Genomic DNA, 14,714 nt, shown 5'->3' with positions numbered 1-14,714 from the left:
TTCCCACCTCCTGACCGACGGCAAACAAGTCTCACCTTGTCTGCACCATAAGCGGGCAGAATGGTCCACAATGCCTCCCAAGCCTTTTGTGCTGGAGTCTTGATGACGCATACAGAGATCACGCTGGATACACGCGGCCTGCCCGCCCCTGAACCTTTGGAGCATTGCCTGGAGGTGCTGGCCGAGCTGGCCCCCACCCAGACTTTATTCATGTGGCTGGATAGAGAACCTTTCCCCCTGTATGACATTCTGCGTCGTGCCGGTTTTCGCTACCAGGGCACCCAAACAGAAAACGGCTTTCAGCTCATCATCCGCAGGAACTAAGTCTATGCAACGCGCTTTATCGCTGGATCAGTCCCCCTCTTTATCACTGACCTTGCCCCTGTTTGCGAACGTCCCTTTTTTTGGTCTACTGGCCGCCATGCTGGCACTCTACAGCGGACCGGAACTATTCAACTCCCGCTGGCACCCGGCCATCTTGGCCTTAACCCATGCCTGGAACTTGGGAATCGTGGGCAGCGCCATGTTTGCCTCTTTGGTACATATTTTGGCAGTGGCCTGTAATGTGCGTATTCCGGTGGCACGCGGTCGGGCGCTAATTTTCTGGAGCATGCTCGGCGCCGGCACACTACTTCTGATGACAGGCTTTCTGAGCTGGCAACGCTGGGCGTACACACTGGCAGGCATTTGTCTGGCCCTTGCTCTGGGCGGCTATCTGCTCACTGTCATGCTGGCCTTGTGGCGCTCTCGGCGTGACATCTTTCGCGGTGCCAAAGAGGTCGTCGCCCCTATCCGCCTGGCCATGCTGGGTCTGTTGCTGACTGTCTCAACAGGGCTTGCCATGCTGGTCGCCCTGACAAACGAACAAGCGGTCGCCAATCTGCTGAACCTGCACGTGATGATGGGTTTGGCCGCTTGGGCAGGCTTGCTGCTGATCGCCATGTCGTTCCAGCTGCTGCCTATTTTTCAAATCACCGAACTTTACCCGGCGCCTCTGGTGCGTTGGCTTCCTTGGGTCGTAGGAGCATTGCTGATTGCGCAATGGGGCTTGAGCTCTTTGCCTGGCTCCTGGCTGCCCGTGCGTGATCTGGTCACCTATCTGATCTTTCTAAGCTACGGCTTATGGGCAGTGATTACCTGGGCGCGACTCTGGAAACGCAAGCGCCCCACAGCAGGGGCCAGCACGTTATTCTGGTACAGCTCCTTGAGCAGTCTGGTGGTTGCGATCCTTTTGAACTTCTGGGCCCACAGTCCCGCCGCCTCCAACGCGGAGCTAGCCATGGGAGTCTTGCTGATAATGGGAGCCTTAGGTTCCGTCGTTTGTGGAATGCTCTATACCATCGTGCCTTTTTTGCTCTGGCGCGAGGCACAGGAGCATGTCAGCATGGACACTGATAATACCGAGCACACCCGCGCCCTCTTGCAGTTGATTCCCAAGACGGCTCACTACATCCCCGCGTCCACCGCCCGAGCACATTGGGCCTTGCACAGCCTAAGCCTGGTGCTTTGGACAGGGGCAAGCCTGGGAGTCGAATCTTTCGCATGGGTAGCAGCCCCTGCATTGCTGTTGTCTTTTACAGCCTTGAGCTGGAATCTCTGGACCGCCTGGCAGCGCTATCGTCATAGCCTGCGCGCTATTCGCGCGTATCAGGCAGAGCACCGTATTGCCGCAAGGCCGCACTATCCAGAATCGTAAAATTACGTCGCTGAACTCGAATCAGATCCCGGTCCATCAGATCACGCAATGTGCGCGATAAGTGCTCCGGGGTCAGGTTCAGACGGGAAGCAATCACGGACTTGCCCACGTCAATCCTGAACGGCACACCCTCCTCACCTGGCCATTCCTGCAAGAGATAGCCGACCAAGCGCTGCACCCCGTTGTGCAAGGTGTAGGCTTCCAGTTCACCCATCAAACGATATAAGCGCTCACTTAAACCGGCCAGCATCAAACGCGCCACATCACTTCCCTTGTCCAGTTGTTCCATCAAGGCGTCCTTGTTGATGTGCAAGAGCAAAGAGTCCACGAGTGTCTGGGCTGTCACGATGTAATTACGGCCCATGAACATTAAAGCCTCACCAAACCCCTCCCCTGGGCCGACCAGACGCACCACCCGTTCTGCCCCTGATGAAGAAACAAACACCAGCTTCACTCGGCCATATACCAACATATGAAACCCGACGCACGGGTCACCACTACGAAACAAAGTGGTGCCGCGTAACGCGTGTACTTCCTGAGTACCTTTGGCGATCGGTTCAAGCTGCTCTAGCGGCAGCTCCTTGAAAATAGGCAGATGAGCCAAGTGAGCCTGGATACGCTTCCAACGCCCAGCTCCTTCGCCCTGCATCAGTCGGATGTCCGACAAATCATCATTGCCTGTGTGTGAGGCCGTATCTTGAGCCGCCATATCTTTTCCATGAATCAAGTAGAACCATCGCTAGACTGACATACTCCTTTCCCGCCTGCTCAGCATTGCTCGGCGCCTGATTGATACACGTCAAACAGATAAATCGAGGTCTTGGAGAGAAAGTAAGAAAACAGTCAGAACTGCTAGTTCAGCATGACTTAGGAGCAGATCCAAGCAGGAAGCGGTCAAATTTGACCATGTTAGTGATAGGGAATATCAAGGGGTGGCGTTGATAGGAAGTGGCCTCGTTTCCAAGTCGACTTCGATTCTGAATGGGTGTGATACGCCTTCGCAGGCTGAATAGCTGCAATACCAAATAGGAGAATGGGTGGGAATTTCAGGGGGCCAGGGGAGGAAAAATGCAGGTAGAAGAAACAGCGGACCGAACACCCATCTGATCTTGGCCGTTGGATGCCGTCGATAAAAAATTGAGCGGGGCTGGAGTACACACAACCGGTGAACCACCCGCTAGTTAAAGTGGAAGGTTGTAACCCGCCTTGGCACCAACTGATGGCAACCAGCGGCCAAGCCGCGTCGCTAGAGCCTGGCTGAGCCAAGATAAATAAAAGAGGCAACTTCAAGCTGCGCAACAGCAGCAAACCCTAGAAGCACTAAGCGTAGCGCGATCACCCGGCAGATAGACAACGGCTTGATGCGAGAGGGTGAGGTTCAGCAAGCCGCTAAGGCTGAACCCGCCCCTCGTAGGGCTGTCATCGTGCAGGTAGCACCCGCAGAGGACTCAACATCAACCCTTAAGCCCAGGAAGCATACGCAATGACCGACCCCCTCGGCTTAGGCCAAGAGACGTAGTCTGCAACAAGCAGGGATAGGCAGTGCCCAGAACGGGCTTGGGGAGGGGGTGTGGTACCGTCTGAAGTCGTAACCCAGGGGCCAGACGATCAGCATCGTTCCGGTGTATCCGTCGCCGATGCGTTGGCGACCCATAAAACAAAACCCCCGCAAGGGATACTTGCGGGGGTTTTGAGCAATAAGAGCTTGACGATGACCTACTTTCACAGACGTCCGTCCACTATCATCGGCGCAAAGGCGTTTCACAGTCCTGTTCGGGATGGGAAGGTGTGGGACCACCTTGCTATGGTCGTCAAGCGTAACTGGTTGCCAGGCCGTCTTTTAGGGGACGTCCCAGCCAATTGGAAGAAGCACACTGCCAGCGATCAGTACGGATCAGCTAGCAGCGGTTACGAAGGTGTCGAGCGCGGGTTGCGCTGCACTTCAATATTACGTTCTGTGGTCAACAACTTAACTCACTACAACCTCAAGGGTTATAGGATCAAGCCACACGGGCAATTAGTACTGGTTAGCTACATGCATTACTGCACTTCCACACCCAGCCTATCAACGTCCTGGTCTCGGACGACCCTACAGGGGGGTCAAGCCCCCGGGATACCTAATCTTCAGACGAGTTTCCCGCTTAGATGCCTTCAGCGGTTATCTCTTCCGTACGTAGCTACTCGGCAATGCCATTGGCATGACAACCGATACACCAGTGGTACGTCCACTCCGGTCCTCTCGTACTAGGAGCAGGCTCCGTCAAGTATCCAACGCCCACGGCAGATAGGGACCAAACTGTCTCACGACGTTTTAAACCCAGCTCACGTACCTCTTTAAATGGCGAACAGCCATACCCTTGGGACCGGCTACAGCCCCAGGATGAGATGAGCCGACATCGAGGTGCCAAACACCGCCGTCGATATGAACTCTTGGGCGGTATCAGCCTGTTATCCCCAGAGTACCTTTTATCCGTTGAGCGATGGCCCTTCCATACAGAACCACCGGATCACTATGTCCTACTTTCGTACCTGTTCGACTTGTCAGTCTCACAGTCAAGCACGCTTATGCCATTGCACTATCAAGACGATTTCCGACCGTCTCTAGCGTACCTTCGAACTCCTCCGTTACACTTTAGGAGGAGACCGCCCCAGTCAAACTGCCCACCATGCACGGTCCCCGATCCCGATAAGGGACCTAGGTTAGAACCGCAAACAGACCAGGGTGGTATTTCAAGGATGACTCCACGCGATCTGGCGACCACGCTTCAACGTCTCCCACCTATCCTACACAGGCCGGTTCACAATCCAATGCAAAGCTACAGTAAAGGTTCATGGGGTCTTTCCGTCTAGCCGCGGGGAGATTGCATCATCACAACCATGTCAACTTCGCTGAGTCTCAGGAGGAGACAGTGTGGCCATCGTTACGCCATTCGTGCAGGTCGGAACTTACCCGACAAGGAATTTCGCTACCTTAGGACCGTTATAGTTACGGCCGCCGTTTACCGGGGCTTCGATCAAGAGCTTGCACCCCATCACTTAACCTTCCGGCACCGGGCAGGCGTCACACCCTATACGTCCACTTTCGTGTTTGCAGAGTGCTGTGTTTTTAGTAAACAGTCGCAGCCACCGATTCACTGCGGCCTCTTCATGCTTTGTGCGCAGGCACATCACACTAATGAGGCATACCTTCTCCCGAAGTTACGGTATTAATTTGCCGAGTTCCTTCTCCTGAGTTCTCTCAAGCGCCTTGGAATATTCATCCCGTCCACCTGTGTCGGTTTGCGGTACGGTCTCGTAGAGCTGAAGCTTAGAGGCTTTTCTTGGAACTGCTTCCAGTTAGTTTAGAGCCGAAGCTCTATCCAGTCACACCCTTGAATTACGCACCCGGATTTGCCTAAGTGCCTTCTATGATGCGCCAACGGGGACATCCAACACCCCGATAACATTCTGCAATCCGTCCCCCCATCGCACTCTACGACGGTGCGGGAATATTAACCCGCTTCCCATCAGCTACGCATCTCTGCCTCGCCTTAGGGGCCGACTCACCCTGCGCCGATGAACGTTGCGCAGGAAACCTTGGACTTACGGCGAGGGGGCTTTTCACCCCCTTTATCGCTACTCATGTCAGCATTCTCACTTCCGATACCTCCAGCATTCCTCACGGAACACCTTCACAGGCTTACGGAACGCTCTCCTACCATGTGTACTAAAAGTACACATCCGCAGCTTCGGTCTATGGCTTAGCCCCGTTACATCTTCCGCGCAGGACGACTCGATCAGTGAGCTATTACGCTTTCTTTAAAGGATGGCTGCTTCTAAGCCAACCTCCTGACTGTCTATGCCTTCCCACTTCGTTTCCCACTTAGCCATAGTTAGGGACCTTAGCTGGCGGTCTGGGTTGTTTCCCTCTTGAGTCCGGACGTTAGCACCCGGTGCTCTGTCTCCCGTACTGTACTTGCCGGTATTCGGAGTTTGCCATGGGTTGGTAAGTCGCTGTGACCCCCTAGCCATAACAGTGCTCTACCCCCGGCAGTAATATACGAGGCACTACCTAAATAGTTTTCGGAGAGAACCAGCTATCTCCAGGCTTGTTTAGCCTTTCACTCCGATCCACAGCTCATCCCCTAATTTTTCAACATTAGTGGGTTCGGTCCTCCAGCACGTGTTACCGTGCCTTCAACCTGGCCATGGATAGATCGCCTGGTTTCGGGTCTACACCCAGCGACTGAATCGCCCTATTCGGACTCGCTTTCGCTACGCCTCCCCTATTCGGTTAAGCTTGCCACTGAATGTAAGTCGCTGACCCATTATACAAAAGGTACGCAGTCACACCACGAAGGTGCTCCTACTGTTTGTATGCATACGATTTCAGGATCTATTTCACTCCCCTTCCGGGGTTCTTTTCGCCTTTCCCTCACGGTACTGGTTCACTATCGGTCGATCACGAGTATTTAGCCTTGGAGGATGGTCCCCCCATATTCAGACAGGATTTCACGTGTCCCGCCCTACTTGTTCGATGCTTAGTTCCACGTACTGAATTTCGCCTACAGGGCTATCACCTGCTACGGCTGGACTTTCCATTCCATTCGACTATTCAATACGCTAAAACATCCAGGCTGGTCCGGTTTCGCTCGCCACTACTTCCGGAATCTCGGTTGATTTCTTTTCCTCGAGTTACTGAGATGGTTCAGTTCACTCGGTTCGCCTCCACATGCCTATGTATTCAGCATGGGATACCGTATTACTACGGTGGGTTTCCCCATTCGGACATCTACGGATCAAAGCTTGTTTGCCAGCTCCCCGTAGCTTTTCGCAGGCTACCGCGTCCTTCATCGCCTGTGATCGCCAAGGCATCCATCATATGCACTTATTCGCTTGATCCTATAACGCTTGGTGCTGTTATAGGAATATGAGTATACGTTGTTGCCGTTCATCAATCCTTAGCTGTTATCTAATCCGAAGATCAGACAACGTCTATATTTTTGAGAACTTTCGTTGAACATAATTTGTTCTGTTGCAATCACAACCCGTGTATTGTCATCACAAGTCGACTAATCGTCTTGCGTTTATTAGACAACACACCTTCGTTGTGCTTCTTCCTAATTGTTAAAGAGCAATTCGTGGGTTGCATAACCCAACGAGCAGTATTCTTTAAAAAGAACACTCTTCGTTGAATCTAGCGCCAGGCAAACCGTTGTTTGTCTGTGCCCTATACTCTGTCATGAACCTTGCTGTATCGACAACCACCTATAAAAGCGGTGGTGGAGGATGACGGGATCGAACCGACGACCCCCTGCTTGCAAAGCAGGTGCTCTCCCAGCTGAGCTAATCCCCCGAGGTAATCGTTGGTGGGTCAAGTTGGAATCGAACCAACGACCCCCGCCTTATCAAGACGGTGCTCTAACCGACTGAGCTACTGACCCATCTATCACCAGTGGGCGATACCTTCAATGGTCATGACATAAACTAACAGCCAATAAGTGTGGACGCTTTCGCTTTGCGAGCCATTCGCTCTAAAAGGAGGTGATCCAGCCGCACCTTCCGATACGGCTACCTTGTTACGACTTCACCCCAGTCATGAATCCCACCGTGGTAAGCGCCCTCCTTGCGGTTAGGCTACCTACTTCTGGTGAAACCCACTCCCATGGTGTGACGGGCGGTGTGTACAAGACCCGGGAACGTATTCACCGCGACATTCTGATCCGCGATTACTAGCGATTCCGACTTCACGCAGTCGAGTTGCAGACTGCGATCCGGACTACGATCGGGTTTCTGAGATTGGCTCCCCCTCGCGGGTTGGCGACCCTCTGTCCCGACCATTGTATGACGTGTGAAGCCCTACCCATAAGGGCCATGAGGACTTGACGTCATCCCCACCTTCCTCCGGTTTGTCACCGGCAGTCTCATTAGAGTGCTCTTGCGTAGCAACTAATGACAAGGGTTGCGCTCGTTGCGGGACTTAACCCAACATCTCACGACACGAGCTGACGACAGCCATGCAGCACCTGTGTTCCGGTTCTCTTGCGAGCACTGCCAAATCTCTTCGGCATTCCAGACATGTCAAGGGTAGGTAAGGTTTTTCGCGTTGCATCGAATTAATCCACATCATCCACCGCTTGTGCGGGTCCCCGTCAATTCCTTTGAGTTTTAATCTTGCGACCGTACTCCCCAGGCGGTCAACTTCACGCGTTAGCTGCGCTACTAAGGCCTAACGGCCCCAACAGCTAGTTGACATCGTTTAGGGCGTGGACTACCAGGGTATCTAATCCTGTTTGCTCCCCACGCTTTCGTGTCTGAGCGTCAGTATTATCCCAGGGGGCTGCCTTCGCCATCGGTATTCCTCCACATATCTACGCATTTCACTGCTACACGTGGAATTCTACCCCCCTCTGACATACTCTAGCTCGGCAGTTAAAAATGCAGTTCCAAGGTTGAGCCCTGGGATTTCACATCTTTCTTTCCGAACCGCCTACACACGCTTTACGCCCAGTAATTCCGATTAACGCTTGCACCCTACGTATTACCGCGGCTGCTGGCACGTAGTTAGCCGGTGCTTATTCTGCAGATACCGTCAGCAGCATCCCGTATTAGGGGATGCCTTTTCTTCTCTGCCAAAAGTACTTTACAACCCGAAGGCCTTCATCATACACGCGGGATGGCTGGATCAGGGTTTCCCCCATTGTCCAAAATTCCCCACTGCTGCCTCCCGTAGGAGTCTGGGCCGTGTCTCAGTCCCAGTGTGGCTGGTCGTCCTCTCAAACCAGCTACGGATCGTTGCCTTGGTGAGCCTTTACCCCACCAACTAGCTAATCCGATATCGGCCGCTCCAATAGTGAGAGGTCTTGCGATCCCCCCCTTTCCCCCGTAGGGCGTATGCGGTATTAGCCACTCTTTCGAGTAGTTATCCCCCGCTACTGGGCACGTTCCGATATATTACTCACCCGTCCGCCACTCGCCACCAAGAGAGCAAGCTCTCTCGTGCTGCCGTTCGACTTGCATGTGTAAAGCATCCCGCTAGCGTTCAATCTGAGCCAGGATCAAACTCTTCAGTTTAATCTCTGTGGTTGCCCCGTCTTGCGACGAGACCGATTGTGTCTCAAAGAAAAATTCAGAGTTACACAAGGTAATTCTTCATCTTTCGTTTGTGAGCACTTGATACAAACTTGTGGCGATCCCCGAAGGGTTCGACTCGCTCATTCCAAGCGCCCACACTTATCGGCTGTTAATTGTTAAAGAGCAGTGACAGTTGCCTGTCGTTCTACTGACTAACCCGGCTGGCTCGTCGCGCTTGGCGCTTCGTGCCTTGCTGTGTTAGCAGCAGAGAAACGAGATTATGAAGCAGATCAGGCAGTGTGTCAAGCGTTTTTTTGAAGAAGTTAGAAAGTTTTAAAACCGTCCAACTCGTCCCGCTTAAACCAGAACTTTCGTTCCGAACCACCTAGCGAACAATCAACCGTAAGGCTAACCATTCAACTTCACAAACAAGGGTAAATTTTCAGCGCTGTTTACAACCAGCTAAAAACTTAACGTTGCGTTCTCTGGGGCAGAACCTAGAGCTTTAACACAGAATTTTCTGATTTGTCAAGCTCCGGGTTTTACACCGTGTCAGTTACCTGACTCAGTCAGGCAAGTTTCGGTGCGGGCCTCTTGGCCAAGGCGGTGAATCTTGTCTAACTGCTCTCTGCGGCGCTTTGAGGGAAAACCCTGTGTGTGCTGCAGCGAGAAAAGAACTATAGCACGATGAAATTTAGCTTTGCAAGTTTTTTACCTAACTATTTCATGGAAATCAGCATCAAGCCATCAATTTATACACTAAGCCCTTGTTAAATATGAACAATCTAAAATGAAACAAAACAATACAAAACTGGCCATCCAGTCGTGGAGAATGTCCCAAATTTGAGAACCTCTGGTGAAACCATCGATATGGCCTATAGAAGGGCCCCCAAGCTCATGGCTTTTTGCTCTGCACTCCCTTTCTAAGCTCGTCCATCAGCTCCCTATCTTAAAAAGCTCTCGCCGACAGACAGACAGACAGACAGACAGACAGACAGACAGATAGATAGATAGATAGATAGATAGATAGATAGATAGATAGATAGATAGACAGGGACAAGGATAGGGATAGGTAGGCTGGTAGACCAGATGGCAACCCACCCGCGTGACAAGCCCTCTTAGGGGGGGTAATCCCCCCACAAAAGCGATGCAGTCAGAAGTAGAATTTTCTCATTGAGGAGTTCTACAACATGAAGCGATCAAGATTCACAGATAGCCAGATCATAGAGGCCATCAAGCGAGTGGAGTCTGGCTTGGCGGTGCCGGAGCTATGCCGGGAGCTGGGCATCAGCTCAGCGACGTTCTACAAGTGGCGCTCGAAGTACGGCGGCATGGACGTGTCGCTGATGGCGCGCATGAAGGAGCTGGAAGCCGAGAATGCGCGGCTACGCAAGATGTATGTCGAGGAGAAGCTCAAGGCCGAGATTGTGACGGAGGCACTCGAAAAAAAGTGGTAAAGCCATCTCGTCGCCGCGAGATGGCCCAACGTGCCGTACAAGACCGAGGCCTATCCGTGCGTTTGGCCTGCGCGGCGTTTGGTATCAGTCAGACCTGCTATCGGTATGTCGCCAAGACCGACGTCGAGAACGAGGAGATCGCCCATTGGTTGCTGCGTCTGACCGACAACCATCGCAGCTGGGGCTTTGGACTATGTTTCCTGTACCTGCGCAATGTGCGAGGATTTGGCTGGAACCACAAGCGTGTATATCGGATCTACCGCGAGCTTGAACTGAACCTGCGGATCAAACCCCGAAAACGTCTGGTTAGGCAGGCTCCTGAGCGGTTAACGATACCGTCGCATATCAACCAGGTCTGGTCGATGGACTTCATGCACGATCAACTTGCGGACGGGCGCAGCATCCGCGTACTCAACGTAATCGACGATTTCAACCGCGAGGCGTTGGGTATCGAAGTGGACTTCTCGCTGCCCTCTGAACGGGTGATCCGCACACTAAAGCAGATCATCGGATGGCGAGGCAAGCCTTCAGCCATTCGCTGTGATAACGGTCCGGAGTACCTGAGCACAGCCATCGTAGAATGGGCGGGCGCATGGGACATCAAGCTCGAATACATCCAGCCGGGCAAGCCGCAACAAAACGCCTACGTTGAGCGGTTCAACAGAACCGTTCGATACGAATGGTTGTCCCAGTATCACTGGGACGATCTGGATCACGTTCAGCGCGTCGCCACGCAGTGGATGTGGTCATACAATCATGAGCGCCCAAATATGGCCTTGGGCGGAGTTACCCCAAAACAGCGGTTGGCCATGGCCGCATAGCATGCCTACTTCTGGCAATTGCTAAAAATGGGGGGATTACCGGGGGAGCACTTATAACGTTGACGCGCTTGCCGGGAAGGAAGTTGGAACTCCTTCTGTAGCGTCACAACCCTCGCCTCTATATATAGAGGCGACATGCCGTCCTTCTCGCTTCGATTCAACATGCCCCTCTATATAGAGAAGGAAAGCGGTATCCAAGCTGATAGGTCGGTCGACGCTCCCCTATTACAATAAGCAGACAACTAACTTTGCATGCAGACTCTGTATGGCACGCTCATCTTCTCAAGCCCCCACGACACAGCTCAGCCTGATTGGCGAGGAAATGCTATCCAATAATCTCCTGACCGAGAACATTCTCGATCAGGTCGCCCGCCTTCCCGCTGACTGGCGCGCCACCCTGGATCAGCCAGAGCTACAGAACATACTGGCAACATTAGCCAAGTGGCTGGACAAGGAATGCCAGGACGGTGCCGTCATTTATCCCGCCGCCCCGTTCCGTGCTTTGGAGCTGCTACCACTACAAAAGGTCAGCGTCGTGATTCTGGGTCAGGACCCTTACCACGGCCCCGATCAAGCCCAGGGACTGTCGTTTTCGGTTCCGGACACCTGCCCTGCACCACCTAGTCTGCGCAATATCTTCAAAGAGCTGGAACTGGAGTATCCCCAGACCCCTCTCCCGCCCAGCCATGATCTGAGCAACTGGGGCCGACAAGGCGTGTTGCTCTTGAACACATCCCTAACCGTCGAGGATGGCTTGCCTGCCTCTCACGCCAAGAAAGGCTGGGAACAAATTACCGACGCTTTACTGATGAACCTGGCCCAGCAAAGTACACGCCCTATTGTGTATATGTTGTGGGGTGCTCATGCCCAGGCCAAAGAGGCATTGATCCAGCAACAGGCTCAATGCCCCCATCTGATTCTGAAAGCCAATCATCCCTCCCCTTTGGCTGCGCGTCGCCCACCGGTCCCATTTATTGGCTGCGGTCATTTTCGACTAGCCAATGAGTGGCTCACACAGCAAGGTGCCACGCCTATCCAATGGTTTGCCACTGGTGCCTGACCATCCCTTCCCTTTACCCTATACAAAACCATGCCTTTAAGCCCTGCCAATCCCGAACTAAGCTCTCAAGAGCAGCATGCCCAATGGTCAAACGAACTGCTCGAACAATATAGCTGGCAGTTCCAGGGGGAAACTCCCTTTGCCGTTCCGCTGAGCACCTTGCCCTTGCTGGATGAGTTGTTCACATTCGTGAACGAAACCATCAAGGACTCCTTTGACCGTTCTTTATTCTGCTGGACGGATCTCAAGCAAGACAGCACCGGTCTGACAGCCTGGTATTTAGGCGTCGAAGACTACGATGAGGCACTGGAGCCTTATATAGAGGCCTTATCTGCAAAGGCTCTGATCCAGGACCAAACGACATAAGGACTGCTGCGCCGGCCCTGCCCTCACTGGCACAGAGGGCTTGAACAATGCCGAGCAAGCTGACCGCAGCTCCGCCCCCGCTGGCGCGCCCCCATTTGCCCGCTCCTACACTCAGCGCCGATGCGCCAGTGGCCCTCATGGGCATGGCAAGGTCGGAAGGGCAAAAAAAACCCGGCACCAAAGCCGGGTTTCTTCTTCTCTTAGCCGGATTGCATTTCAACCCGCCCACTGGGATTTCAAGGCTGCACACCTGCAGCATGTGCCTGCTGATCGGCGTGATAGGACGAACGCACCATGGCGCCCACGGCGGCATGGGTAAAGCCCATTGCATAGGCCTCACGTTCAAACATCAAGAACTCATCGGGCGTCACATAACGCATCACGGGCAAGTGGTGACCCGAGGGCTGCAGATACTGACCAATGGTCAGCATATCAATATCGTGAGCACGCATATCGCGCATCACTTCCAAAATCTCTTCGTTGGTTTCACCCAGGCCCACCATCAGACCCGATTTAGTCGGAATGTTGGGATGCAGCTTCTTGAACTCTTGCAACAGCTTCAAGGAATGGTGATAGTCCGAACCAGGACGCGCCTGCTTGTACAAACGAGGAACGGTTTCAAGATTATGGTTCATGACATCCGGCGGGCAGGCATTCAGGATGCCCAAGGCTCGGTCCAGACGTGCGCGAAAGTCGGGCACCAACACTTCGATGGTCGTGGAAGGAGAATGCTCGCGCACCTGGCGGATACATTCCACAAAGTGAGCCGCGCCACCATCACGCAAGTCATCACGATCCACAGAGGTAATTACCACGTAGGACAACTTCATGGCCCCAATCGCCTTGGCCAGATTGGCGGGCTCGTTCTCATCCAGAGGATCAGGGCGGCCATGACCCACATCACAGAAGGGACAACGGCGGGTGCATTTGTCGCCCATGATCATGAACGTCGCTGTGCCCTTGCCAAAACATTCCCCGATATTGGGACAGGATGCTTCCTCACACACCGAAAACAACTTGTGTTCGCGCAGGGTTTCCTTGATCTCGTAGAAACGGGAGTTCGGCGCAGCCGCTTTCACCCGAATCCAGTCAGGCTTTTTCAAACGCTCTGCCTGCACGACCTTGATGGGAATGCGCGAGGTCTTGGCCTCGGCTTTCTGCTTTTGCGTGGCGTCATACTCAACAACGCGAGGGCGCACAGTAGGTTTGGAATCGACGGATGGATCGGTAGGGGTGGTCATAGGCGTCTAAATAGAAAAACAGCGTGCGAACAACATCATCACTCAACGATGGGCGCAGTGGTCAATTGTAGCCCCTTCGCTTTACAAGCGCCTAGAACAAGGGCGATAGTTTGTACCAGACCCCTCTAATATAGAGGTCGACTTAGGAATGCAGCAACACCCGAGAATAAAACCTGCAAATACTATAAGTACGGAGACTTGCATGTCACACGAGCACCCTGCCGATCCTGTCCTGCTTGAGCAACAGGGGGGACTGGCCCGCATCACCTTGAACCGACCCGCACAGTACAACGCGCTGTCCGAAGAAGTGCTGAACTCGTTACAACACATTCTGGACACACTGGGCCGGGAACCCAGTCTGCAATGCGTCATCATCCAGGCCGAAGGTAACGCTTTTTGCGCGGGGCATGATCTGAAGCAAATGCGCGCCAAACCTGAACACGACTATTACCGAGAGCTGTTCAGCCGTTGCAGTCGCGTCATGCAAAGTGTGCTGGCCCTGCCCGTACCGGTGATTGCCCGTGTGCAAGGGCTGGCCACCGCCGCCGGCTGTCAGCTAGTTGCAACCTGCGACCTGGCTGTTGCCTCCGAATCCACCCGCTTTGCCGTGTCCGGCATTAACGTTGGCCTGTTCTGCTCCACCCCTGCCGTTGCCCTGTCACGCTGCATACCCCCCAAGGCCGCCATGGAAATGCTGATGACGGGCGAATTCATCAGTGCTCAGCGGGCTCAAGAGCTGGGGTTGATCAACTATGCAGTCCCCAAAGATCAGTTGGATCAAACGGTACAACGACTGGCCGACAGTATCATGGCAAAAAGTCTGGTCGCCGTGCGGGCCGGCAAAGCCATGTTCTATCGCCAGCGCAGCCTGGCTATCGAACATGCCTACGATTACGCAGGCCAGGTCATGGCCGACAACATGATGAGCAATGATGCTTGCGAAGGCATTGACGCTTTTATCAGCAAACGCATGCCGCAGTGGAGCGGCACCTGAGGTGACGCTTGACCTGAAATAAAGGT

Annotated in this window: 8 protein-coding genes, 2 tRNA genes and 3 rRNA genes; 6 read left to right on the top strand and 7 right to left on the bottom strand. The window is 53.5% G+C overall.

All coding sequences use genetic code 11. The annotated features are described in order from the left end of the window. Positions 1-102 precede the first annotated feature (102 nt). Both ACOZ42_RS01245 and ACOZ42_RS01240 read left to right on the top strand, forming a co-directional pair. The gene (locus ACOZ42_RS01245; protein WP_426345443.1) at positions 103-324 is read left to right on the top strand and encodes a DUF2249 domain-containing protein; all 222 of its coding nucleotides are present in this window, start codon (positions 103-105) and stop codon (positions 322-324) included. 4 nt (positions 325-328) lie between these two features. After that, complete coding sequence (locus tag ACOZ42_RS01240) at positions 329-1,696, top strand: hypothetical protein (protein ID WP_426345442.1); 1,368 nt, start codon at positions 329-331, stop codon at positions 1,694-1,696. On the opposite strand, the gene ACOZ42_RS01235 is transcribed toward ACOZ42_RS01240, so the two are convergent. From ACOZ42_RS01235 to ACOZ42_RS01210, 6 genes are all read right to left on the bottom strand, one after another. Next, complete coding sequence (locus ACOZ42_RS01235; RefSeq protein ID WP_039943950.1) at positions 1,635-2,345, bottom strand: Crp/Fnr family transcriptional regulator; 711 nt, start codon at positions 2,343-2,345, stop codon at positions 1,635-1,637. The genes ACOZ42_RS01240 and ACOZ42_RS01235 overlap by 62 nt on opposite strands. Before the next feature lie 1,054 nt (positions 2,346-3,399). Beyond that, a 5S ribosomal RNA gene (rrf, locus tag ACOZ42_RS01230) occupies positions 3,400-3,512 on the bottom strand. A 180-nt stretch (positions 3,513-3,692) separates the two neighbouring features. Beyond that, positions 3,693-6,577: ribosomal RNA gene (locus ACOZ42_RS01225) — 23S ribosomal RNA — on the bottom strand. A gap of 378 nt (positions 6,578-6,955) precedes the next feature. Next, positions 6,956-7,031 (bottom strand) — tRNA-Ala (locus ACOZ42_RS01220). Between the two features lie 11 nt (positions 7,032-7,042). Next, a tRNA-Ile gene (locus ACOZ42_RS01215) sits at positions 7,043-7,119 on the bottom strand. A gap of 93 nt (positions 7,120-7,212) precedes the next feature. Next, positions 7,213-8,749 (bottom strand): 16S ribosomal RNA (locus tag ACOZ42_RS01210). Together the 16S, 23S and 5S rRNA genes with 2 tRNA genes alongside form the textbook arrangement of a ribosomal RNA operon. A 1,190-nt stretch (positions 8,750-9,939) precedes the next feature. Between ACOZ42_RS01210 and ACOZ42_RS01205 the strand changes: the two genes are divergently transcribed. From ACOZ42_RS01205 to ACOZ42_RS01195, 3 genes are all read left to right on the top strand, one after another. After that, positions 9,940-11,027 (top strand): IS3 family transposase gene (locus ACOZ42_RS01205; RefSeq protein ID WP_411762154.1). Its coding sequence is split into 2 segments (ribosomal slippage): positions 9,940-10,192 and positions 10,192-11,027, totalling 1,089 coding nucleotides; the frame shifts between segments, so codons are not numbered across the junction. A 322-nt stretch (positions 11,028-11,349) separates the two neighbouring features. Next, positions 11,350-12,087: a uracil-DNA glycosylase gene (locus ACOZ42_RS01200; protein ID WP_039944039.1), complete on the top strand. Its 738-nt coding sequence runs from the start codon at positions 11,350-11,352 to the stop codon at positions 12,085-12,087. 30 nt (positions 12,088-12,117) lie between these two features. After that, positions 12,118-12,453, top strand: coding sequence for a hypothetical protein (locus ACOZ42_RS01195; RefSeq protein ID WP_426345441.1), 336 nt, complete (start codon positions 12,118-12,120; stop codon positions 12,451-12,453). Positions 12,454-12,689: 236 nt separating this feature from the next. On the opposite strand, the gene lipA is transcribed toward ACOZ42_RS01195, so the two are convergent. Continuing rightward, positions 12,690-13,694, bottom strand: a complete 1,005-nt coding sequence (lipA, locus tag ACOZ42_RS01190) for a lipoyl synthase (protein ID WP_003804777.1) — start codon at positions 13,692-13,694, stop codon at positions 12,690-12,692. 202 nt (positions 13,695-13,896) lie between these two features. Between lipA and ACOZ42_RS01185 the strand changes: the two genes are divergently transcribed. Next, a complete protein-coding gene (locus tag ACOZ42_RS01185; protein ID WP_426345440.1) occupies positions 13,897-14,688 on the top strand; it encodes an enoyl-CoA hydratase in 792 nt (263 codons plus the stop codon). Positions 14,689-14,714: the final 26 nt, after the last annotated feature.

Source organism: Alcaligenes sp. HNGD-HTN06, from assembly GCF_049932565.1.
GTDB classification, from domain to species: Bacteria; Pseudomonadota; Gammaproteobacteria; order Burkholderiales; family Burkholderiaceae_B; genus Alcaligenes; species Alcaligenes ammonioxydans.
Note: the sequence above shows the minus strand (reverse complement) of the source record. Positions and strands in the feature narration are given on the sequence as shown.

Bases quoted from the DNA above. Each gene is read 5' to 3' on its own strand.
- ACOZ42_RS01200 (WP_039944039.1), top strand. From the start codon at position 11,350: ATGCTATCCAATAATCTCCTGACCGAGAACATTCTCGATCAGGTCGCC.
- ACOZ42_RS01195 (WP_426345441.1), top strand. From the start codon at position 12,118: ATGCCTTTAAGCCCTGCCAATCCCGAACTAAGCTCTCAAGAGCAGCAT.
- ACOZ42_RS01235 (WP_039943950.1), bottom strand. From the start codon at position 2,345: ATGCAGGGCGAAGGAGCTGGGCGTTGGAAGCGTATCCAGGCTCACTTG.
- lipA (WP_003804777.1), bottom strand. From the start codon at position 13,694: ATGACCACCCCTACCGATCCATCCGTCGATTCCAAACCTACTGTGCGC.
- ACOZ42_RS01185 (WP_426345440.1), top strand. From the start codon at position 13,897: ATGTCACACGAGCACCCTGCCGATCCTGTCCTGCTTGAGCAACAGGGG.
- ACOZ42_RS01245 (WP_426345443.1), top strand. From the start codon at position 103: ATGACGCATACAGAGATCACGCTGGATACACGCGGCCTGCCCGCCCCT.
- ACOZ42_RS01240 (WP_426345442.1), top strand. From the start codon at position 329: ATGCAACGCGCTTTATCGCTGGATCAGTCCCCCTCTTTATCACTGACC.